Source organism: Ruminococcus bicirculans (ex Wegman et al. 2014), from assembly GCF_000723465.1.
In the GTDB taxonomy this organism is placed as follows: domain Bacteria; phylum Bacillota; class Clostridia; order Oscillospirales; family Ruminococcaceae; genus Hominimerdicola; species Hominimerdicola aceti.
This window is the reverse complement of record NZ_HF545616.1, coordinates 992,509-1,008,315: the sequence shown is the minus strand read 5'-3', so window position 1 is coordinate 1,008,315 and position 15,807 is coordinate 992,509. Positions and strand designations below refer to the sequence as shown.

Sequence of the window (15,807 nt, the reverse complement as noted above, 5' to 3'; positions counted from 1 at the left end):
TTTATTTTTCTGCTTTTTGCACAGAATTTGCTATATCAATTAGTTCATTTCTGCCAATGTTGGAGCTTATCATAATAATATAATCTCCATTATCCCAAATCAAGTGATAAAATTGATGATTATCTATATAATAAACTGCATCGTGTCCGGATATATCTATTGTTGATATTTCAGCGTTTTCTGTGTTAAGTCCCATATCAAATTCGGATTTGACTAACTGCTGATAATCAATTATTGTATTCTCATTTTGATAAATGATATTCCGAGAAATTTTATCATATTCCTCATAAATAACATCATAATCACTCAAATCATAACCTATATCATAGTTGACTTGAATTGTGTCCAGTGCAGCCTCATTGCTTTCAACATTTGCTGATATCTCTGAATGGTCTGAAAAAATGCTCATGAAAAAATCCTTAAATGCATTTCTCAAAGCGGATACGCTCATTATTGTTGTAAATGCAGCAATAAAAATCACTATAAAAATACAAGCCACTCGCTTACTGGCTGTATTAATCATTTGGTAGTACGGCTTTTTCTGGCGACCTATCAGCTTATTCATCTTTCGGGTAAACTTATCTGAAAACTTATAGTCATTGTTATGTGCAGGAACAGATAATTCATATTCTCTTGTCAAAGCCTCAGATATTGCTCTCTTAAACTGAGTATTATTCAATGTGACTACTCCTTTCTAAGATGTCTTTCAACATCTTTTTAGCTCTTAATGCACGTTGTCTGACCAATTCAGAAGATATTTCAAGTTGTGTTGCCGTTTCTTTTGCTGAGAACTCTTGCAGAAAATACAGATAGATAACATCCTTATAAATCTGCGGAAGTTGTTTTATTGCTAATAAAAGTTCATCATAGTTTTGTTTTTCAAAATATGATTCATCAACTATTTCAGTTTCAAATAATTCTGTACTATGCTTTGCACGATTTTGATTTTGCCTATAAATATTTATCGCTGTGTTTCTACATATAATAACAATATATGCTTTTAATTCGTGACATGGAATTTGTGAAACTTTTGAAAAGTTATCTGCTATTTTCAAAAAAGACTGATGTACAGCATCCTCAGCATCTTCCTTGTTTTTCAAAATGCCATATGCAACCGCATACATATCCTGCTTGTATTTTATGTAAAGCTGTTCAAACTGATTTTTTTCTTCGTTGGTTTCGAGCATTGATAGGTAAATTGCCAGCATCAAATCACCTCTCCGTTTTTTGTCTGTGCATAACAGTATATCATTAAAAGATAAATATTTCAAGTGCATTTTCAGTATGAACATAAAAAATGATAATTATTTACTGTCAACTGGACAGCCCGGAAAAGTTAAGTCCGCAGACTTAGCAAGCATCGCAAACGGCAGTCCGCCCACAAGGGGCAGACCACCGATTGCGGCTTGTCGGGGAGAACCCCGAACCCCCAATCTGCCACTCCCTCCCTCTCACAGTGCGACGGCGAAAACGCACATCTTACCCCCGTGTCAAAATCAAATCTCCTGTGCAAAACAATGAAAATGGACCATGACTATTGACAAACGTATTAAAATGCGATACCATAAGAATGGAGAATAATATAAGCTCGTAAAGATTTTAAAAGTCTTTGCGAGCTTTTTGTTTTGAATATAAATTTCGCTATGTTCAGTGACAATAACAGAAACTTGAAAACAGAATAGGAGGAATGATAATTTGAAAAAACTTATCACAAGATCCTGCGAAGAAATAATGACTACGGTGTACAAGCCAATAGAGTTCGTTATAGACGGCTTGCTTGCACAAGGTCTGTATATCTTAGCCGGAGCACCAAAGGTCGGAAAGTCTTGGCTAGCACTTGATATGTGCTTGTCAATAGCGAAAGGAGAAAGTGTTTTAGGTCAGAAAACATTGCAGGGCACGGCATTGTATTTGTGTTTAGAGGATAGCTACGTTCGTATTCAAAATCGCTTGTATGAAATAACTGATGTGCCAACTGAAAATTTGTACTTCTCTGTTATGTCTGAATCTATCGGCAACGGACTTGAAGAACAAATCGAAAGTTTTAAAATTGAACATTGCGGTCTAAAAATTGTGTTCATTGACACTCTGCAAATGGTTCGTGGTTCAACAGATTCAAGCTATGGTTCAGACTACAAAGACCTATCCGTTCTGAAAGCTCTTGCAGACAAGCTTGAGATAACTGTCATAGTGGTTCATCACACAAGAAAATGCAAAGACAGCGACCCGTTCAATATGATCTCAGGTTAGACAGGACTGAGCGGCTGTGTAGACGGAAGTATGGTTCTGATCGAAACAAAGAGTGGAAGTCGCAATGCTAAACTGTTCTGTGTCGGTCGTGACATTGAAAACGCAGAAATAAGTTTGCATTTTGATAGTGACTTGAAAAAGTGGATAGTCACAGATGAGTTGTCCACTGGTCAAAGCAAAGACAACATTTTTCTTGCAGCGTTGTATGTTTATCTAAAAAAGCACATTTCGTTTACAGGTACTGCGTCTGAACTTGTAAGCGAACTAAAAGAAGTCACGCAAGAACAATTCTATCCAAACAGAGTAACAAGAGATCTGGTTCGCAACGGTTACACGCTGAGAAAATACGGCATTGATTTTGAGTACAAGCGGACACGCAACTGCAGGCTGATAATTCTTCATTACGACCGTGAGCGTGACAGCAGTGACAGTAAAAACACTAGCGAAGTTACTGTCAACAGGCTGACCTTGAAAGTATGAAAAGTCCTGCAAAACCTTGCTTTACAAGATGTGACGGTAGAAATCAAAGCAAGTTTTGCTGTCAACCCAAATCAGCGAACGTGGGGCGATTTGTGGGCTAAAAAAATCAGTCGGGTAAGTTTAGCAGAAACTCACCAAAACCACACACAAGCGATTTGTGAGCCGCTGTGAGCGATATTTTAAATAAGGTTAGCTTGTGCAAGTCGAACTCAACGATTTGAGCAATTATGTACTTTGCACAATTAAGCAGCTAGAGCTATAACCACCAAAGCTAAATATTTCATTGCAAGTTAAAGTTTCGGGGTCGCAGCCCCCGAAACACTCACAGCGGACGAGCAAAGCTCGCCGCAAAAGTGCCGTAAATACGCAGTTTTAGAAAAGCCTTTGTGCATATTTTTTATGGGGTCATAAATTTGAGCTTTGAATGATTCAGGGGTCGTAAGTACTGAAGATCACGTAAAATCGGCATAATTTCGGGCGTTGCTGATGATGTCAGACAAAATATCAGGAAAGGAATGATTAAAAATGATCAGTTTAAAAATCAGAGAAAAAGAAACTGAAAAGACAGTAAGGAGGGCGATAACCCAATGCCAAGACAAAGAGAAATCCCCAGAATCAATTCCGTCACGATCATATACAACGGCGATAAAAAATCCTTTGATACGTTTATGGAAGCTATGATCAACGACTATTTAAATTCGGATAGTATGCCCAAATGCTCCGACGCTGATTTTGTTGGTAAGATAGAAATTATTGAAGAATCGGCGTGATCGCTGGACTTTAAGGGAGGCTTGTGGTAGTGTCTGTTGTAACGCAGACACACCATGACGTACCTGACGAATTTAAGGAGGTCGATAAAATGAGAGCGTGGCTATACTACAGATTATCTCGTGACGAAGATGAGGAAATGAACAGCTTACAAAATCAGCGGCAGATTTTAGTTGATTACGCTGAACAGAATGGTTACGAAATAGTTGGTGAAAGTTTTGATGACAACGTTTCGGGAATGACGTTCAACAGAAAAGGCTTAGGCAAACTTGAAATTGCTGTTGATGAAGGTAAGATCGATGTTGTTCTGGTCAAGGATCTATCTAGATTAGGACGACACAGAACGCAGACTGAACTCTTCATTGATCACTTGCGACAGAATAATGTTAAGGTAATTTCTGTGACTGAGGGAATAGATTCATTCAATGAAAACGACGATTTGATGATTGGATTCAAGCAGATCTTCAACGATTTTTATGCTAAGGACATCAGCAAAAAAGTAAAAGCAGGTGTACGTCAAAAGCAGAAAGGAAAAGGTCTGATAGAGTCCTTACCCCTCGGTTACAAGCGTGACCGAAACACAAATACTGTTTTGGTAGACGATGAAACAGCTTGGATAGTGCAGGAAGTATTCAAGCTATACGTTGACGGCTACGGCTTGACCACAATCGCAAAGAAGATGAACGAGCGTGGAATTAAGTCGCCCGAATACTATCAGCGAAGAAAGCTAGCCGACTGGAAACCCGACATCTCTAAGAAATACTTGTGGGTACAAACGGCGGTCAAAAGAATTTTAACTAACGAACTATATATTGGAACAATGGTAAATCACAAAACTGTGACAAGTAAAATCTACAAAACAAAAACTTTTATTCCGCTAGAGGAACAGTATCGCCATGAGAATTTCTGCGAACCAATAATTGATGAAACAACTTGGAAACAGGCACAGTTTTTACTGGAACAGCGTTCACAGATTAATCCACGTTCGCAAAATGGCAGGAATCTTCATCGCTATTCCGGATTAATAAAATGCTCCGACTGCGGGGCTTGCTTTGTAGCTCGCACAAGAAAATGGAAAGGCAAAGAGTACGTTGAATACACTTGCAACAGCGCACACCGCTACGGCAAGCAATACTGTACTCCGCACACAGTCCGTGAAAATCAGCTTGACGCTTTGATCGAAGATGAAGTCCGAGGACTACGTGAAACGATACTTGCCGAAAGCGAACGCTACAACAAGATTGTCAAGGATTGGGTAAAGAAAAAGCCGCTGTATGAACGTCAGATACAGCAGCTCAACGATAAGATATTATCACTCCGACAGCAGATCGAAGATTTGATTATAGAGCGAATCGGCGACAGAGAACACGCACAAGTTTACAACAATATGATTACTAAGCGTGAAGAAGAAATATCCGCTATTGAAAAACGGATAACTGATCTTAAAGAGTATGACAAAATCTGCAAACAGAGAAAAGAACAGCTTAAAAACACAACACAGATACTTGATGAAATCCTGTCCGAGGGTACGATTTCGGATATCAATCTAAGAATGTTAGTCAAGCGAATTATCATTCATCAAAATGAAGATAAAAGTCTTGATATCAGATTCGAGATGAACGGAGAGTTTAATGGAACTGTCAGCGTGTTTATTGAGCCAACAGAAGAATTAGAAAGTGCATAGAAATTAAAACGAAATCCGCAGTATCGCCTGCGGATTTGTTCGTTACATATATGAATATATTAACCGACAGACGCATTAGCTATGGTAGTGCGTTTTAGCATAATATCAATTAAAAATTGTTCTTAGAGCCAGCGTGTCTGCCCATTTATTTTTACTGGAGCAAAAGAAAAAAGCCCGATAAAATCGAGCTTTTCGTGGTGCGGATGACGGGACTTGAACCCACATGACCTTGCGATCACTAGCACCTGAAGCTAGCGCGTCTGCCAATTCCGCCACATCCGCATATAAAAATTTGAAACTTTTGCTCGGCTCAAATTCAAAAGCCGAGGTGGGTGCTAATCACACTAATCCACATTTATGATGAACCGAAAAGCAGCCAAGCAAATAAATTCACTATCGTTACGCTGCCTGAAGCCAGCGCGTCTGCCTATTCCGCCATATCCGCATATAAAAATTTGAAACTTCTTACTCGGCTCAAATCTAAAACCGAGGTGGGCTTTTCACAAACAGCTCCACATGATATATGAACAGGAAATCGGCAAGCAGATAAATCCACTGTCGTTACGCTGCCTGAAACTAGCGCGTCTGCCAATTCCGCCACATCCGCATATAAAAATTTGAAACTTTTACTCGGCTCAAATCCAAAACCGAGGTGGGTGCTTATCACACTAATCCACATTTATGATGAACCAGAAAGCAGCCAAGCAAATAAATTCACTGTCGTTACGCTGCCTGAAGCTAGCGCGTCTGCCAATTCCGCCACATCCGCATATTTAACGTTGCTCAATGCAACGTATATATTATATCATATTACACGTACTTTGTCAATACTTTTTAGCAGTTTTTTCGATAAAAACGCCAAAAAATAAAGCCTGACTAAAAAGTCAGGCTGATTTTTATATCGGAATCATCACCCGTTTTTAAACTGCTCACTTAGAGCCTGATCACTCATGCCGAAAGTCACAAGCTTGCTGAAATACTTGTTCTTCATAAGCGCCTTGATAAGTATTACACCAACTATCGTTACGCATACAAATTCGCCTAAGGCTACCCAGCCCATGTTCACAAGAAGCGGCGTCTTGAAGACATACGTCAGTTCAAAGCCAACTATCACCGCATTTGATATCACCGGGAAAAGCGACGCAACTACAAGATTTACCTTGTTTCTCAGCAGATAGATAAGAACCGCTGCCACAACTGTAGCAAGCGTTCCAAATACTACGTCCACCATTCCGAGCGTACTGAATAGATTGACTATCAAACAACCTATAGAAAGCGAAATGATGTAATCCTTGTTGAAATAACAAAGTAGCATCAAAACCTCAGATATGCGGAACTGTACCTGTCCGTATGCAAGCGAGCTACAAAGCATCGTAGCCACAACGTATATCGCTGCAATAAGTCCCATGTTTGTTAAACGACGTGCACTGAAAATTTCCATAAAAAAATCTCCTTGTTTTTATTTGTGAGTGGTTGATCTAGGTTACACTCTATTTAATTGGAAAATAAAATAACATAAAAAGGCTGCCGCCGAAACGACAGCCCGTTTATTTACGTTAATTTAGCTATTGATTAAGCCTTGCCAACAGAACCGAAGAGTTCCATCTTCTCCTTGACCTTAGCCTTGATAGCCTCGAAGCCAGGGTTGAGAAGCTTTCTTGGGTCAAAGCCCTTGCCCTGAAGATCCTTGCCCTCTTCAATGTACTTTCTTGTAGCTTCCTGGAATGAAAGCTGGCACTCTGTGTTTACGTTGATCTTTGCAACGCCAAGTGAGATTGCCTTCTTGATCATGTCATCAGGAATACCTGTACCGCCGTGAAGTACCAGTGGCATATCGCCAACCTTTTCCTTGATAGCAGCAAGTGTCTCGAATGAAAGACCTGGCCAGTTTGCTGGATACTTACCGTGAATGTTACCGATACCAGCTGCGAGCATTGTAACGCCGAGATCAGCGATTGTCTTGCACTCGTCTGGATCTGCGCACTCGCCCATACCTACAACGCCGTCCTCTTCGCCACCGATAGAACCAACTTCACACTCAATTGAAAGACCAAGCTGATCTGCAACGTGAACGAGTTCAGTTGACTTAGCAAGGTTCTCATCAAATGGATAATGTGAACCGTCGAACATGATAGATGAGAAGCCAGCCTTTACGCACTTGTAGCAGCCCTCATATGTTCCGTGGTCAAGATGAAGTGCAACAGGTACTGTGATACCAAGCTCTTCGTCCATTGCTTTAACCATAGCAGCAACTGTCTTAAAGCCTGTCATGTACTTGCCTGCGCCCTCAGATACACCAAGAATTACAGGTGACTGCAGTTCCTGAGCAGTGAGAAGGATAGCCTTTGTCCACTCAAGGTTGTTAATATTGAACTGACCTACAGCATACTTGCCTGCAAGTGCCTTTGTCATCATTTCCTTAGCTGAAACTAACATTTTTTAACGACCTCCGTTATTTAAAATTTTCCTCTATTATTATACAACATTACTCCGCCAATTGCAATAGCGTGTCATTAATTTAACAATTATGTAACATTTAAACCTCGTACATCTCAATGACCTTCTGAGCCACCTCGATCTTTGTGCATCTCTTATCCATAGCCTGCTTTTCAAGATATTTATGAGCCTGCTGTTCTGTAAAGCCAAGATACTGCATAAGTGAGCACTTTGCTCTGTTTATCGTTCTTATCTCTTCAAGCTTTTTGTGCAGTTTCAGGTTTTCAGACCTTATGCCCAGCATTCTTTTTCTTGCGGCACTGACAAATTTCATTGAACGGTAAAAATACTGTCTGCCTAGTGGCTTTGGTATCACCATTACGCCGAAATCTTCCAGTTTATCCGCAAGGATATCCGCATTTTCCGACTTTGCGATAGCCACACAGCTTGCGTCAGTTGAGGTGCAGACTATCTCCGCAAGCTCGTTGCCATATTCGTCTGACAATGGACAGTTTATCACGACACAGTCATAACTGCCTGACCCTACTGCACGCCTTGTTTCAAGACCCGTTGCGGCTATAGAAGTCTTGCAGGTGGGAAAGGTTTCTTTTAACAGACTCACAAGCATAGCTGTTGCCTTGTCATTGCTTGAAGCCACAAGTATCCTGTCCATTTCCCCACCTCCTTTTTTTAGCTTTCTCTGACATTACAGATGATAAAAATATCTGGCTGTTTCAAACTGCTCCTTATCGGCAGCTCTCTCATATTCTATGATAAGCTCCTTTTCTATTGCGATAAAACGCTCCAACATATGCTCAGGAAGCCTATCCGCAAGAAACTCGCTCTTTTCAGCACGTTCCACTGCCTCTTTCAAAGACTGCGGAAGTGTTTCAAGCTTTGCAAGCTCGCTTTCATCTGCCGAGCCTATATTGAAATTAAAAGGTTTTGGAAGTTCTTCCTTATTTATAACGCCGTCTATACAGGCATAAATAAGCAGACCCATAGCAAAGTAAGGATTACAGGTGTTGTCTGCTGAACGGAGTATTATACCATTCTCATCTGTATCAGCAAGCGGTGCACGAAGAAGCTGTGCATAATTTTCATGTGACCATGAAATGTACTTAGGTGCAAGCAGACTGCCAAAACGTTTGTATGAATTTGTAGTGGTGTTTAGAAACAGCGTCATATCGCCAACGTTTTTCAGTATTCCTGCTATCATGCGCTCAGCCTCTTTGGAAAGTCCGCCAAGCTGAGGTCTGAAAACATTTTCTGTGCCTTTCATGCACATGAGCATTATATGCAGACCAGATCCGCAGTTGTCGACGATAGGCTTTGGCATGAACGTTGCGTAAAGCCCGTTTCTGTCAGCCACAGATTTTACAACGTTCTTGAACGTCACAAGATTATCGGCAGCTTTCAGTGCGTTTGAATACTGAAAATCTATCTCGTTCTGACCCGGACCGGTTTCATGTCTTGAGCTTTCTGGGAAAATATCCATTTGCTCAAGTGTCAGGCATATGTCACGTCTAAGGTTTTCTCCCCTGTCAACAGGCGCAGCGTCACAATAGCCTGCATAATCGTGAGGACGCTTTGTAGGCATATCAGTATCGTCCTTTTCAAAACAGTAAAACTCGCATGAAGTACCTATCTGGAAGTTATATCCCTTGCCCTTCGCATATGCGATAGCAGTTTTGAGGAAAAACCTGCCATCTCCCTCGAAAGCCGTTCCGTCAGGATATTTCAGGTGGCAGAAAAATCTTACTACCCTGCCGTGCTGCGGTCGCCATGGAAGAAGCGCCAGCGTATCAGGGTCAGGGAAAAGTCTAAGGTCTGAAGCAGTCACATTCAAAAAGCCACCGAGCTTTGAAGCGTCAAAGATAAGTCCCTCTCTGAATATTTTCGGCAGCTCGCCTGCTATAACAGAGATAGTCTTTAGCGAACCGAATATATCGCAGAACATGAGCTTTACGAACTTTACGTCGTTTTCTTCAACGAACTGCAAAACCTCTTTCTCTGTGTATTTCATAATAAATCCTCCGTAATGATACTGTTCAGAAAAGTTTTCCGTTCCTTACTTATAATTATATCTGAACAGCCAATTCTGTAAAACCGAGCAGTTATAAAGATTTTGTTACTTTATTTTTACCTTGCGTTATTTGTCGATATCCTCCAGCCAAAGCTTAGCCACAGCGTCAGACGGCATTCTCCAATCCCCTCTCGGTGACAGGGTAACAGAACCGATCTTTGCGCCGTCAGGCAGGCAGGAGCGTTTGAACTGCTGTGAGAAAAATCTGCGATAGAATGTTTTGAGCCACTTGTCTATGACCTCGTCAGGATAATCCCCCTCAAAGGCATATTTCGCAAGCCTTTTCACCTTTGACGGCTCAAAGCCCCAGCGTATGCCATAGTAAAGGAAGAAGTCATGAAGCTCATATGGACCGACAAGGTCTTCTGTTTTCTGTGTCATCTCAGTGCCACTCTCATCAGTAGGAAGAAGCTCAGGAGAAACAGGAGTGTCCAAAATATCGTACAGTACATTTCTCAGAGTATCAGATGTGCAGGTGTCGCCGTAATACTGAACGATATGCCTTACCAGCGTTTTAGGGATAGAAGCGTTCACACCGTACATGGACATATGGTCGCCGTTGTAGGTCGCCCAGCCGAGAGCAAGCTCGCTCAAGTCGCCTGTGCCGACCACCATTCCGCTCACCTGATTTGCGATATTCATAAGCACCTTTGTGCGCTCTCTCGCCTGACCATTCTCGAACACAACGCTGTGATCGTTATAATCATGACCGATATCTTCAAAGTGCTGTAAAACTGCTTTTGAGATATCCACCTCTCTGAACGTTACCCCCAAAGCGTCGCAAAGTATTTCCGCATTGGAGCGTGTGCGCTTTGTTGTGCCAAAGCATGGCATCGTCACCGCAACGATATCAGTATGCGGTCTTTTGAGCAGATCCATTGCCATTACACACACAAGCAGTGCAAGCGTAGAATCAAGTCCCCCTGAAATGCCAATGACCACAGTCTTGGAATGTGTGTGTGCGATACGCTTCATAAGTCCATGGGATTGCATTTGCAAAATAAGGTGACAGCGCTCGTTTCTCTCCGCCTGATTTGACGGGATAAAAGGCGTTTTTGCAAATTTTCTTGTCAAAGCTGTTTCGCCCATTTCAAGGCTGAATCTTTCACGGGAGATATTGTCCTTATCCAAAAAACCGCTGTCTTTGGAAGAATAGTCCCACTCAGCACTTGCAGGATAGGTAGAAATTTTTCTTCGCTCAAACGCAAGCTTTTTAAAATCTATTTCCGATATGGTAATGCCGTTTTCAAAAAGCCTGCTCTCTGCAAGTATAGAGCCGTTTTCCGCAATGATATTGTGACCAGAAAAGACCATATCCTGCGTTGACTCGCCGTCACCTGCAGAACAATAGATATACCCTGCCACAAGCCTTGCGGACTGGTTCGATACAAGCTGTCTGCGGTATGAGTCCTTGCCGATAACTTCATCGCTTGCAGACAGATTGCATATAAGGGTAGCCCCAGCTTTAGCAAGATAGTTTGAAACAGGGTCAGCCACCCACAAGTCCTCACAAAGTTCAAAGCCCACCACAAGCTCAGGTATCTCTTCACATACGAAAACGGTCTGTTCCATAGGCGGTATAAATTCAAGCTGTCCGTACTCTCTCAGATCAATGGCAGCACATTCGCCTCTGTATGGTGCAAAATGTCTTGCCTCATAAAATTCGTTATAGTTCGGCAGATGCGTTTTAGGTACAAAGGCACGCACCTCGCCGTCCTGTATAACAGCCGCACAGTTATAAAGCTTGCCGTTTGCTCTCACAGGCACGCCCACAGCCACAAGCATATCGCTGTCAGCAGTAGTCTTTGCTATCTTTACAACACCCTCCATTGCCTTGTCAAGCAAAGCGTTCTGAAAGAACAAGTCCTGACAGGTATAACCTGTTATGCAAAGCTCAGGGAACACAGCGACCTTTACGCCCTCTTCCCTGCACTTTTCAAGCTGACTGATTATTTTATCCACATTGAAGTCAACGTCTGCCACCTGTATCTCAGGGGTGCAGGCGGCGACCTTTATAAAACCGTCTTTCATAAAAATATGCTCCTTACAAGAAATTATCATTGTTATCATTATACCATTTTTTATAGGTATAAGTCAATGATTTTTACAGTATAGCAAAACTATTTTAGAACGATACTAGACAATCGGGCACTAATGTGTTAAAATTGAGATATCACATCAAAGGGGGAACGCCATATGAACAAACTGTGGGATAAGTTTCTTTTAGGCCTTAGCTGCTGTGCATTCATGCTCGCAGAGGGAACAGATCCGTCAAACATCACCACATTGCTATTGGCTGTCATATGCTCCGCTATCTTGCAAATAAAACCAAGCTCTGCCGTTGCATACCTTTCAGTTATTGCGTACAGCTCACTTTGCATTTTCAGTAAAGAAGCTTTGATACTCGCCCCTTTGGTGCTTTATGATGCTTTCTGTACAAAATTTTACCCTGCTATGGTCTTAACATTCATAGGCGTACTTGCAAATATATTCACTCTGGGAAAAGACATCTTCCCACTTGTCGCTCTTTTTTTGGTAAGCTTCACAATTTCAACCCACAGCGTTCTGAACGAAAAGCTGACAAAGATGCTCATAAATACTCGTGACAATTCAAAAGAACTTACCACCCAGCTTGTAGAAAAAAACAAAGCCATGCAGAGAAATCAAGACTACGAGATATATCTTGCCACGCTGAAAGAGCGTAACCGCATTGCAAGGGAGATACACGATAACGTGGGACATATGCTCACAAGGTCTATTTTACAGCTTGGTGCGCTTTCGGTCATAAACAAAGATGAAACTGTCGGTGAAGCCATCAACGACCTGAGCGGCACGCTGAACACCGCCATGACGAGCATACAAAGCAGTGTTCATGATCTTCATGACGATTCTATCGCACTAAAGCCTGCTGTTGAAGACTGCATAAGACCTCTGAAAGACAGATTTGCAGTAAGCTGTGATTATGACTTTTCCGAAAGAATGTCACGAGATGTGAAGTTTTGCTTTATTGGCGTTATAAAAGAAGCACTTTCCAATACTGCAAAGCACAGCGACGGCGACAGCATAAAAATAATCATTCGTGAACACCCTGCTCTTTATCAGCTTAGTATCGCAGACAACGGAAGCTGTCCCGAAAAGATAGACGAAAACGGCATGGGGCTTGCCAATATGCGAGAGCGTGCGGCTTCTTTAAATGGAAACATAAACATCACATCGGGCAGCAAGGGATTCCACATTTTTCTGTCTGTGCCGAAACAAAACCTGACTGAACGGAGGTCTTGACATGAACATTGTTATAATAGATGATGACAAGCTTGTGGCGATGTCGCTGAAAACCATTTTGGAAAGCACAGGCAGTGTGAACGTTCTTGCCATAGGAAGCTGCGGTGAGGAAGCCATAGAGCTTTATACTCTTCTCAAGCCTGATGTTCTGCTTATGGATATCCGCATGAACGGCATGAGCGGCATTGAAGCCGGCGAAAAGATCCTTGCTGGGTACCCTGACGCAAGGATACTTTATCTTACCACATTTTCTGATGATGAATACATTATAAAGGCTGTGCTTATGGGAGCAAAGGGATATATTTTAAAGCAGGATTTTGAAAGCATATGCCCTGCCCTTGAAACCGTTATGAATGGGCAGACAGTTTTCGGCTCAGATGTTGCAAGCAAGCTTCCTGAGCTTCTTACCAATCACAGCAGTTTTGATTTTGACCACTACGGCATAGTCGAAAAAGAGCAGGAGATAATCGAACAGGTGGCAAAAGGACTTAGCAACAAGGAGATAGCCTCACTGCTTTATCTCAGTGAGGGCACAGTGCGAAATTACATCAGCACTATCCTGGAAAAGCTCTCCCTCCGTGACCGCACACAGCTTGCTATTTTCTACTACACCAACATACAATAGCACTACAATTTCATAAAAAAGTAAAGAGGAGACGGCATGACCGCTCCTCTTTTTGTTATTATTACATTTTAGCTCTTTCCTTAGCTCTCTGTGAGTTGCTCAGAATACGCTTTCTTATTCTTATGCTCTTTGGTGTTACTTCAAGAAGCTCATCATCAGCGAGAAACTCAAGTGAATCCTCAAGGCTGAGATTTCTTGGCGGAACAAGTCTGAGCGCGTCATCAGAACCGCTTGCACGAGTATTTGTAAGGTGCTTCTTCTTGCAGACATTTACAACAAGGTCTTCCTGCTTTGGTGAAGCGCCAACTATCATTCCCTCATATACAGGTGTGCCTGCTGTGATGAACAGCTCGCCTCTCTCCTGTGCGTTGTAAAGACCGTATGTTACAGCCTCGCCTGTTTCAAACGCAACAAGTGAGCCTGTTGCTCTCTTTGGTATCTCGCCCTTATATGGCTCGTAGTCATGGAATACAGAGCTCATGATACCCTCGCCCTTTGTGTCTGTAAGGAACTCGCTCTTGTATCCGAAAAGTCCTCTTGCAGGGATAAGAAATTCAAGTCTCATTCTGCTTCCAACAGGTGCCATTTCCTGAAGCTCGCCCTTTCTTGCACCTATCTTCTCCATAACAGAACCTACGCAGTTCTCAGGAACGTCAATAACAAGTCTTTCGATAGGTTCGCAAAGCTTGCCCTCTATCTCCTTGAACAGAACGTGCGGTGTTGAAACGCCAAGCTCATAGCCCTCACGACGCATATTCTCGATAAGGATAGAAAGGTGCATTTCGCCACGTCCTGCAACCTTGAAAGCGTCTGTGCTGTCTGTTTCAGAAACTCTCAGTGAAACGTCCTTAAGAAGCTCCTTGAAAAGTCTGTCTCTCAGGTGACGGCTCGTTACGAACTTGCCCTCTCTGCCTGCGAATGGCGAATTATTTACGGAGAATGTCATTTCAACTGTAGGCTCGGATATCTTTACAAAAGGAACAGCCTCAAAGTTGCCGAAGTCACAGATAGTGTCGCCGATAGTGATGTTCTCGATACCGCTTATACAAACGATATCGCCAGCCTTTGCACTCTGGCATGGAACTCTGTTAAGTCCCTCTATCTGATACATTGTAACTATCTTGCCACGATATTCCTTCTTAGTCTGATGATAGTCGCCGATCGTAACGTCCTGATTAACTTTCATTTCGCCACGCTCGATACGGCCGATAGCTATTCTTCCTACATACTCGTTGTAGTCGATAGCGGAAACAAGATACTGCATTGGGCCCTCTGTGTCTACCTCAGGTGCAGGGATATAGCTGAGTATCTCGTCAAAGAGAGGTATCATATCCTTGCCCTCTTCATCAGGTGAGTGAGTAGCTGTACCTGCTCTGCCTGAGCAATAAAGGATAGGGCTGTCAAGCTGCTCGTCAGTAGCGTCAAGATCCATTAGAAGCTCGAGAACTTCGTCGCCTACCTCGTTAAGACGAGCGTCAGGTCTGTCTATCTTGTTGATAACGATGATTATTTTATGACCAAGCTCAAGTGCTTTCTGAAGCACAAATCTTGTCTGTGGCATTGGACCCTCGGCTGCGTCCACAAGCAGTATAACACCGTTTACCATTTTAAGAACACGCTCTACCTCACCACCGAAATCAGCATGGCCTGGGGTGTCGATAACGTTTATCTTAACGTCCTTATACTTGATAGAAGTATTCTTTGCAAGGATAGTGATTCCTCTCTCACGCTCAATATCGTTTGAATCCATGACTCTTTCTTCTACAGCCTGATTTTCTCTGAAAGTACCGCTCTGCTTGAGCATCTGGTCTACAAGGGTAGTCTTACCGTGGTCAACGTGGGCAATAATAGCAACATTTCTTAAATCTTCTCTAATCATACATACTCCTCCGATTTATCAAGACACAGCAAAGCGAATGCTTTCTGTAACGATTTGCTTAATATATTTCGCAAAAATTATAAACAATAAAAATTATAAATATATTTTCTCCCATCAAAGGAAAGAAAATCGTAATTTTTCACAAAAAGCCTATAAAACACAAAAGCACCTTGCGAAATTTTCCGCAAGGTAACTTTCCTAATTGAGAATTATAGCACATTTTTGCCGATTTGTCAAGAAAAAAGTATCATTCACAGGTTACGCCTTGTATGGTGTGCCTTAGATTAAATGATTTATGTTTTTGGCTGTTTTACACA

15 protein-coding genes and 1 tRNA gene are annotated in these 15,807 nt (G+C 42.1%); 6 read left to right on the top strand and 10 right to left on the bottom strand.

The window, feature by feature from the left end; translation table 11 throughout:
* Position 1 precedes the first annotated feature (1 nt).
* The 3 genes from RBI_RS04445 to RBI_RS15400 all read right to left on the bottom strand — a co-directional run bounded on the left by RBI_RS04445 (position 2) and on the right by RBI_RS15400 (position 1,433).
* Entirely contained in the window at positions 2–679 is a 678-nt protein-coding gene (locus RBI_RS04445; protein WP_038671343.1) for a DUF4367 domain-containing protein, read from the bottom strand.
* Positions 672–1,208: an RNA polymerase sigma factor gene (locus RBI_RS04440; RefSeq protein ID WP_038671341.1), complete on the bottom strand. Its 537-nt coding sequence runs from the start codon at positions 1,206–1,208 to the stop codon at positions 672–674. The genes RBI_RS04445 and RBI_RS04440 overlap by 8 nt, the downstream gene beginning before the upstream one ends.
* A 96-nt stretch (positions 1,209–1,304) precedes the next feature.
* Positions 1,305–1,433 carry a hypothetical protein gene (locus RBI_RS15400; RefSeq protein WP_272481043.1) on the bottom strand — a complete coding sequence of 43 codons (129 nt, stop codon included), beginning with the start codon at positions 1,431–1,433 and terminating at the stop codon, positions 1,305–1,307.
* A gap of 262 nt (positions 1,434–1,695) precedes the next feature.
* Here RBI_RS15400 and RBI_RS13990 point away from each other — a divergent pair, with 262 nt between their 5' ends.
* The 4 genes from RBI_RS13990 to RBI_RS04425 all read left to right on the top strand — a co-directional run bounded on the left by RBI_RS13990 (position 1,696) and on the right by RBI_RS04425 (position 5,182).
* Complete coding sequence (locus RBI_RS13990; RefSeq protein ID WP_051706425.1) at positions 1,696–2,250, top strand: AAA family ATPase; 555 nt, start codon at positions 1,696–1,698, stop codon at positions 2,248–2,250.
* 30 nt (positions 2,251–2,280) lie between these two features.
* Positions 2,281–2,730: a hypothetical protein gene (locus RBI_RS13985; RefSeq protein ID WP_051706422.1), complete on the top strand. Its 450-nt coding sequence runs from the start codon at positions 2,281–2,283 to the stop codon at positions 2,728–2,730.
* A 587-nt stretch (positions 2,731–3,317) separates the two neighbouring features.
* Complete coding sequence (locus RBI_RS04430; RefSeq protein WP_038671339.1) at positions 3,318–3,500, top strand: hypothetical protein; 183 nt, start codon at positions 3,318–3,320, stop codon at positions 3,498–3,500.
* Positions 3,501–3,529: 29 nt separating this feature from the next.
* Positions 3,530–5,182, top strand: a complete 1,653-nt coding sequence (locus tag RBI_RS04425) for a recombinase family protein (RefSeq protein WP_148303561.1) — start codon at positions 3,530–3,532, stop codon at positions 5,180–5,182.
* A 195-nt stretch (positions 5,183–5,377) separates the two neighbouring features.
* Here RBI_RS04425 and RBI_RS04420 read toward each other — a convergent pair.
* The 6 genes from RBI_RS04420 to RBI_RS04395 all read right to left on the bottom strand — a co-directional run bounded on the left by RBI_RS04420 (position 5,378) and on the right by RBI_RS04395 (position 11,735).
* Positions 5,378–5,464 (bottom strand) — tRNA-Leu (locus RBI_RS04420).
* Positions 5,465–6,092: 628 nt separating this feature from the next.
* A complete protein-coding gene (locus RBI_RS04415; RefSeq protein ID WP_038671335.1) occupies positions 6,093–6,623 on the bottom strand; it encodes a QueT transporter family protein in 531 nt (176 codons plus the stop codon).
* A gap of 131 nt (positions 6,624–6,754) precedes the next feature.
* A complete protein-coding gene (fba, locus tag RBI_RS04410; protein ID WP_038671333.1) occupies positions 6,755–7,618 on the bottom strand; it encodes a class II fructose-1,6-bisphosphate aldolase in 864 nt (287 codons plus the stop codon).
* Between the two features lie 100 nt (positions 7,619–7,718).
* Positions 7,719–8,291 (bottom strand): ANTAR domain-containing response regulator, encoded by a 573-nt coding sequence (locus RBI_RS04405; protein WP_022288387.1) that lies wholly within the window; start codon positions 8,289–8,291, stop codon positions 7,719–7,721.
* 33 nt (positions 8,292–8,324) lie between these two features.
* Positions 8,325–9,644, bottom strand: a complete 1,320-nt coding sequence (locus tag RBI_RS04400) for a glutamine synthetase family protein (protein WP_038671331.1) — start codon at positions 9,642–9,644, stop codon at positions 8,325–8,327.
* A gap of 126 nt (positions 9,645–9,770) precedes the next feature.
* The gene (locus RBI_RS04395; protein WP_038671329.1) at positions 9,771–11,735 is read right to left on the bottom strand and encodes an NAD(+) synthase; all 1,965 of its coding nucleotides are present in this window, start codon (positions 11,733–11,735) and stop codon (positions 9,771–9,773) included.
* 165 nt (positions 11,736–11,900) lie between these two features.
* Between RBI_RS04395 and RBI_RS04390 the strand changes: the two genes are divergently transcribed.
* Both RBI_RS04390 and RBI_RS04385 read left to right on the top strand, forming a co-directional pair.
* A complete protein-coding gene (locus RBI_RS04390; RefSeq protein WP_038671327.1) occupies positions 11,901–12,986 on the top strand; it encodes a sensor histidine kinase in 1,086 nt (361 codons plus the stop codon).
* 1 nt (position 12,987) lies between these two features.
* A complete protein-coding gene (locus RBI_RS04385; protein WP_038671325.1) occupies positions 12,988–13,611 on the top strand; it encodes a response regulator transcription factor in 624 nt (207 codons plus the stop codon).
* A 61-nt stretch (positions 13,612–13,672) separates the two neighbouring features.
* Here RBI_RS04385 and typA read toward each other — a convergent pair whose 3' ends face one another.
* Positions 13,673–15,490, bottom strand: coding sequence for a translational GTPase TypA (gene typA / locus RBI_RS04380; RefSeq protein WP_022287673.1), 1,818 nt, complete (start codon positions 15,488–15,490; stop codon positions 13,673–13,675).
* Between the last annotated feature and the right edge of the window lie 317 nt (positions 15,491–15,807).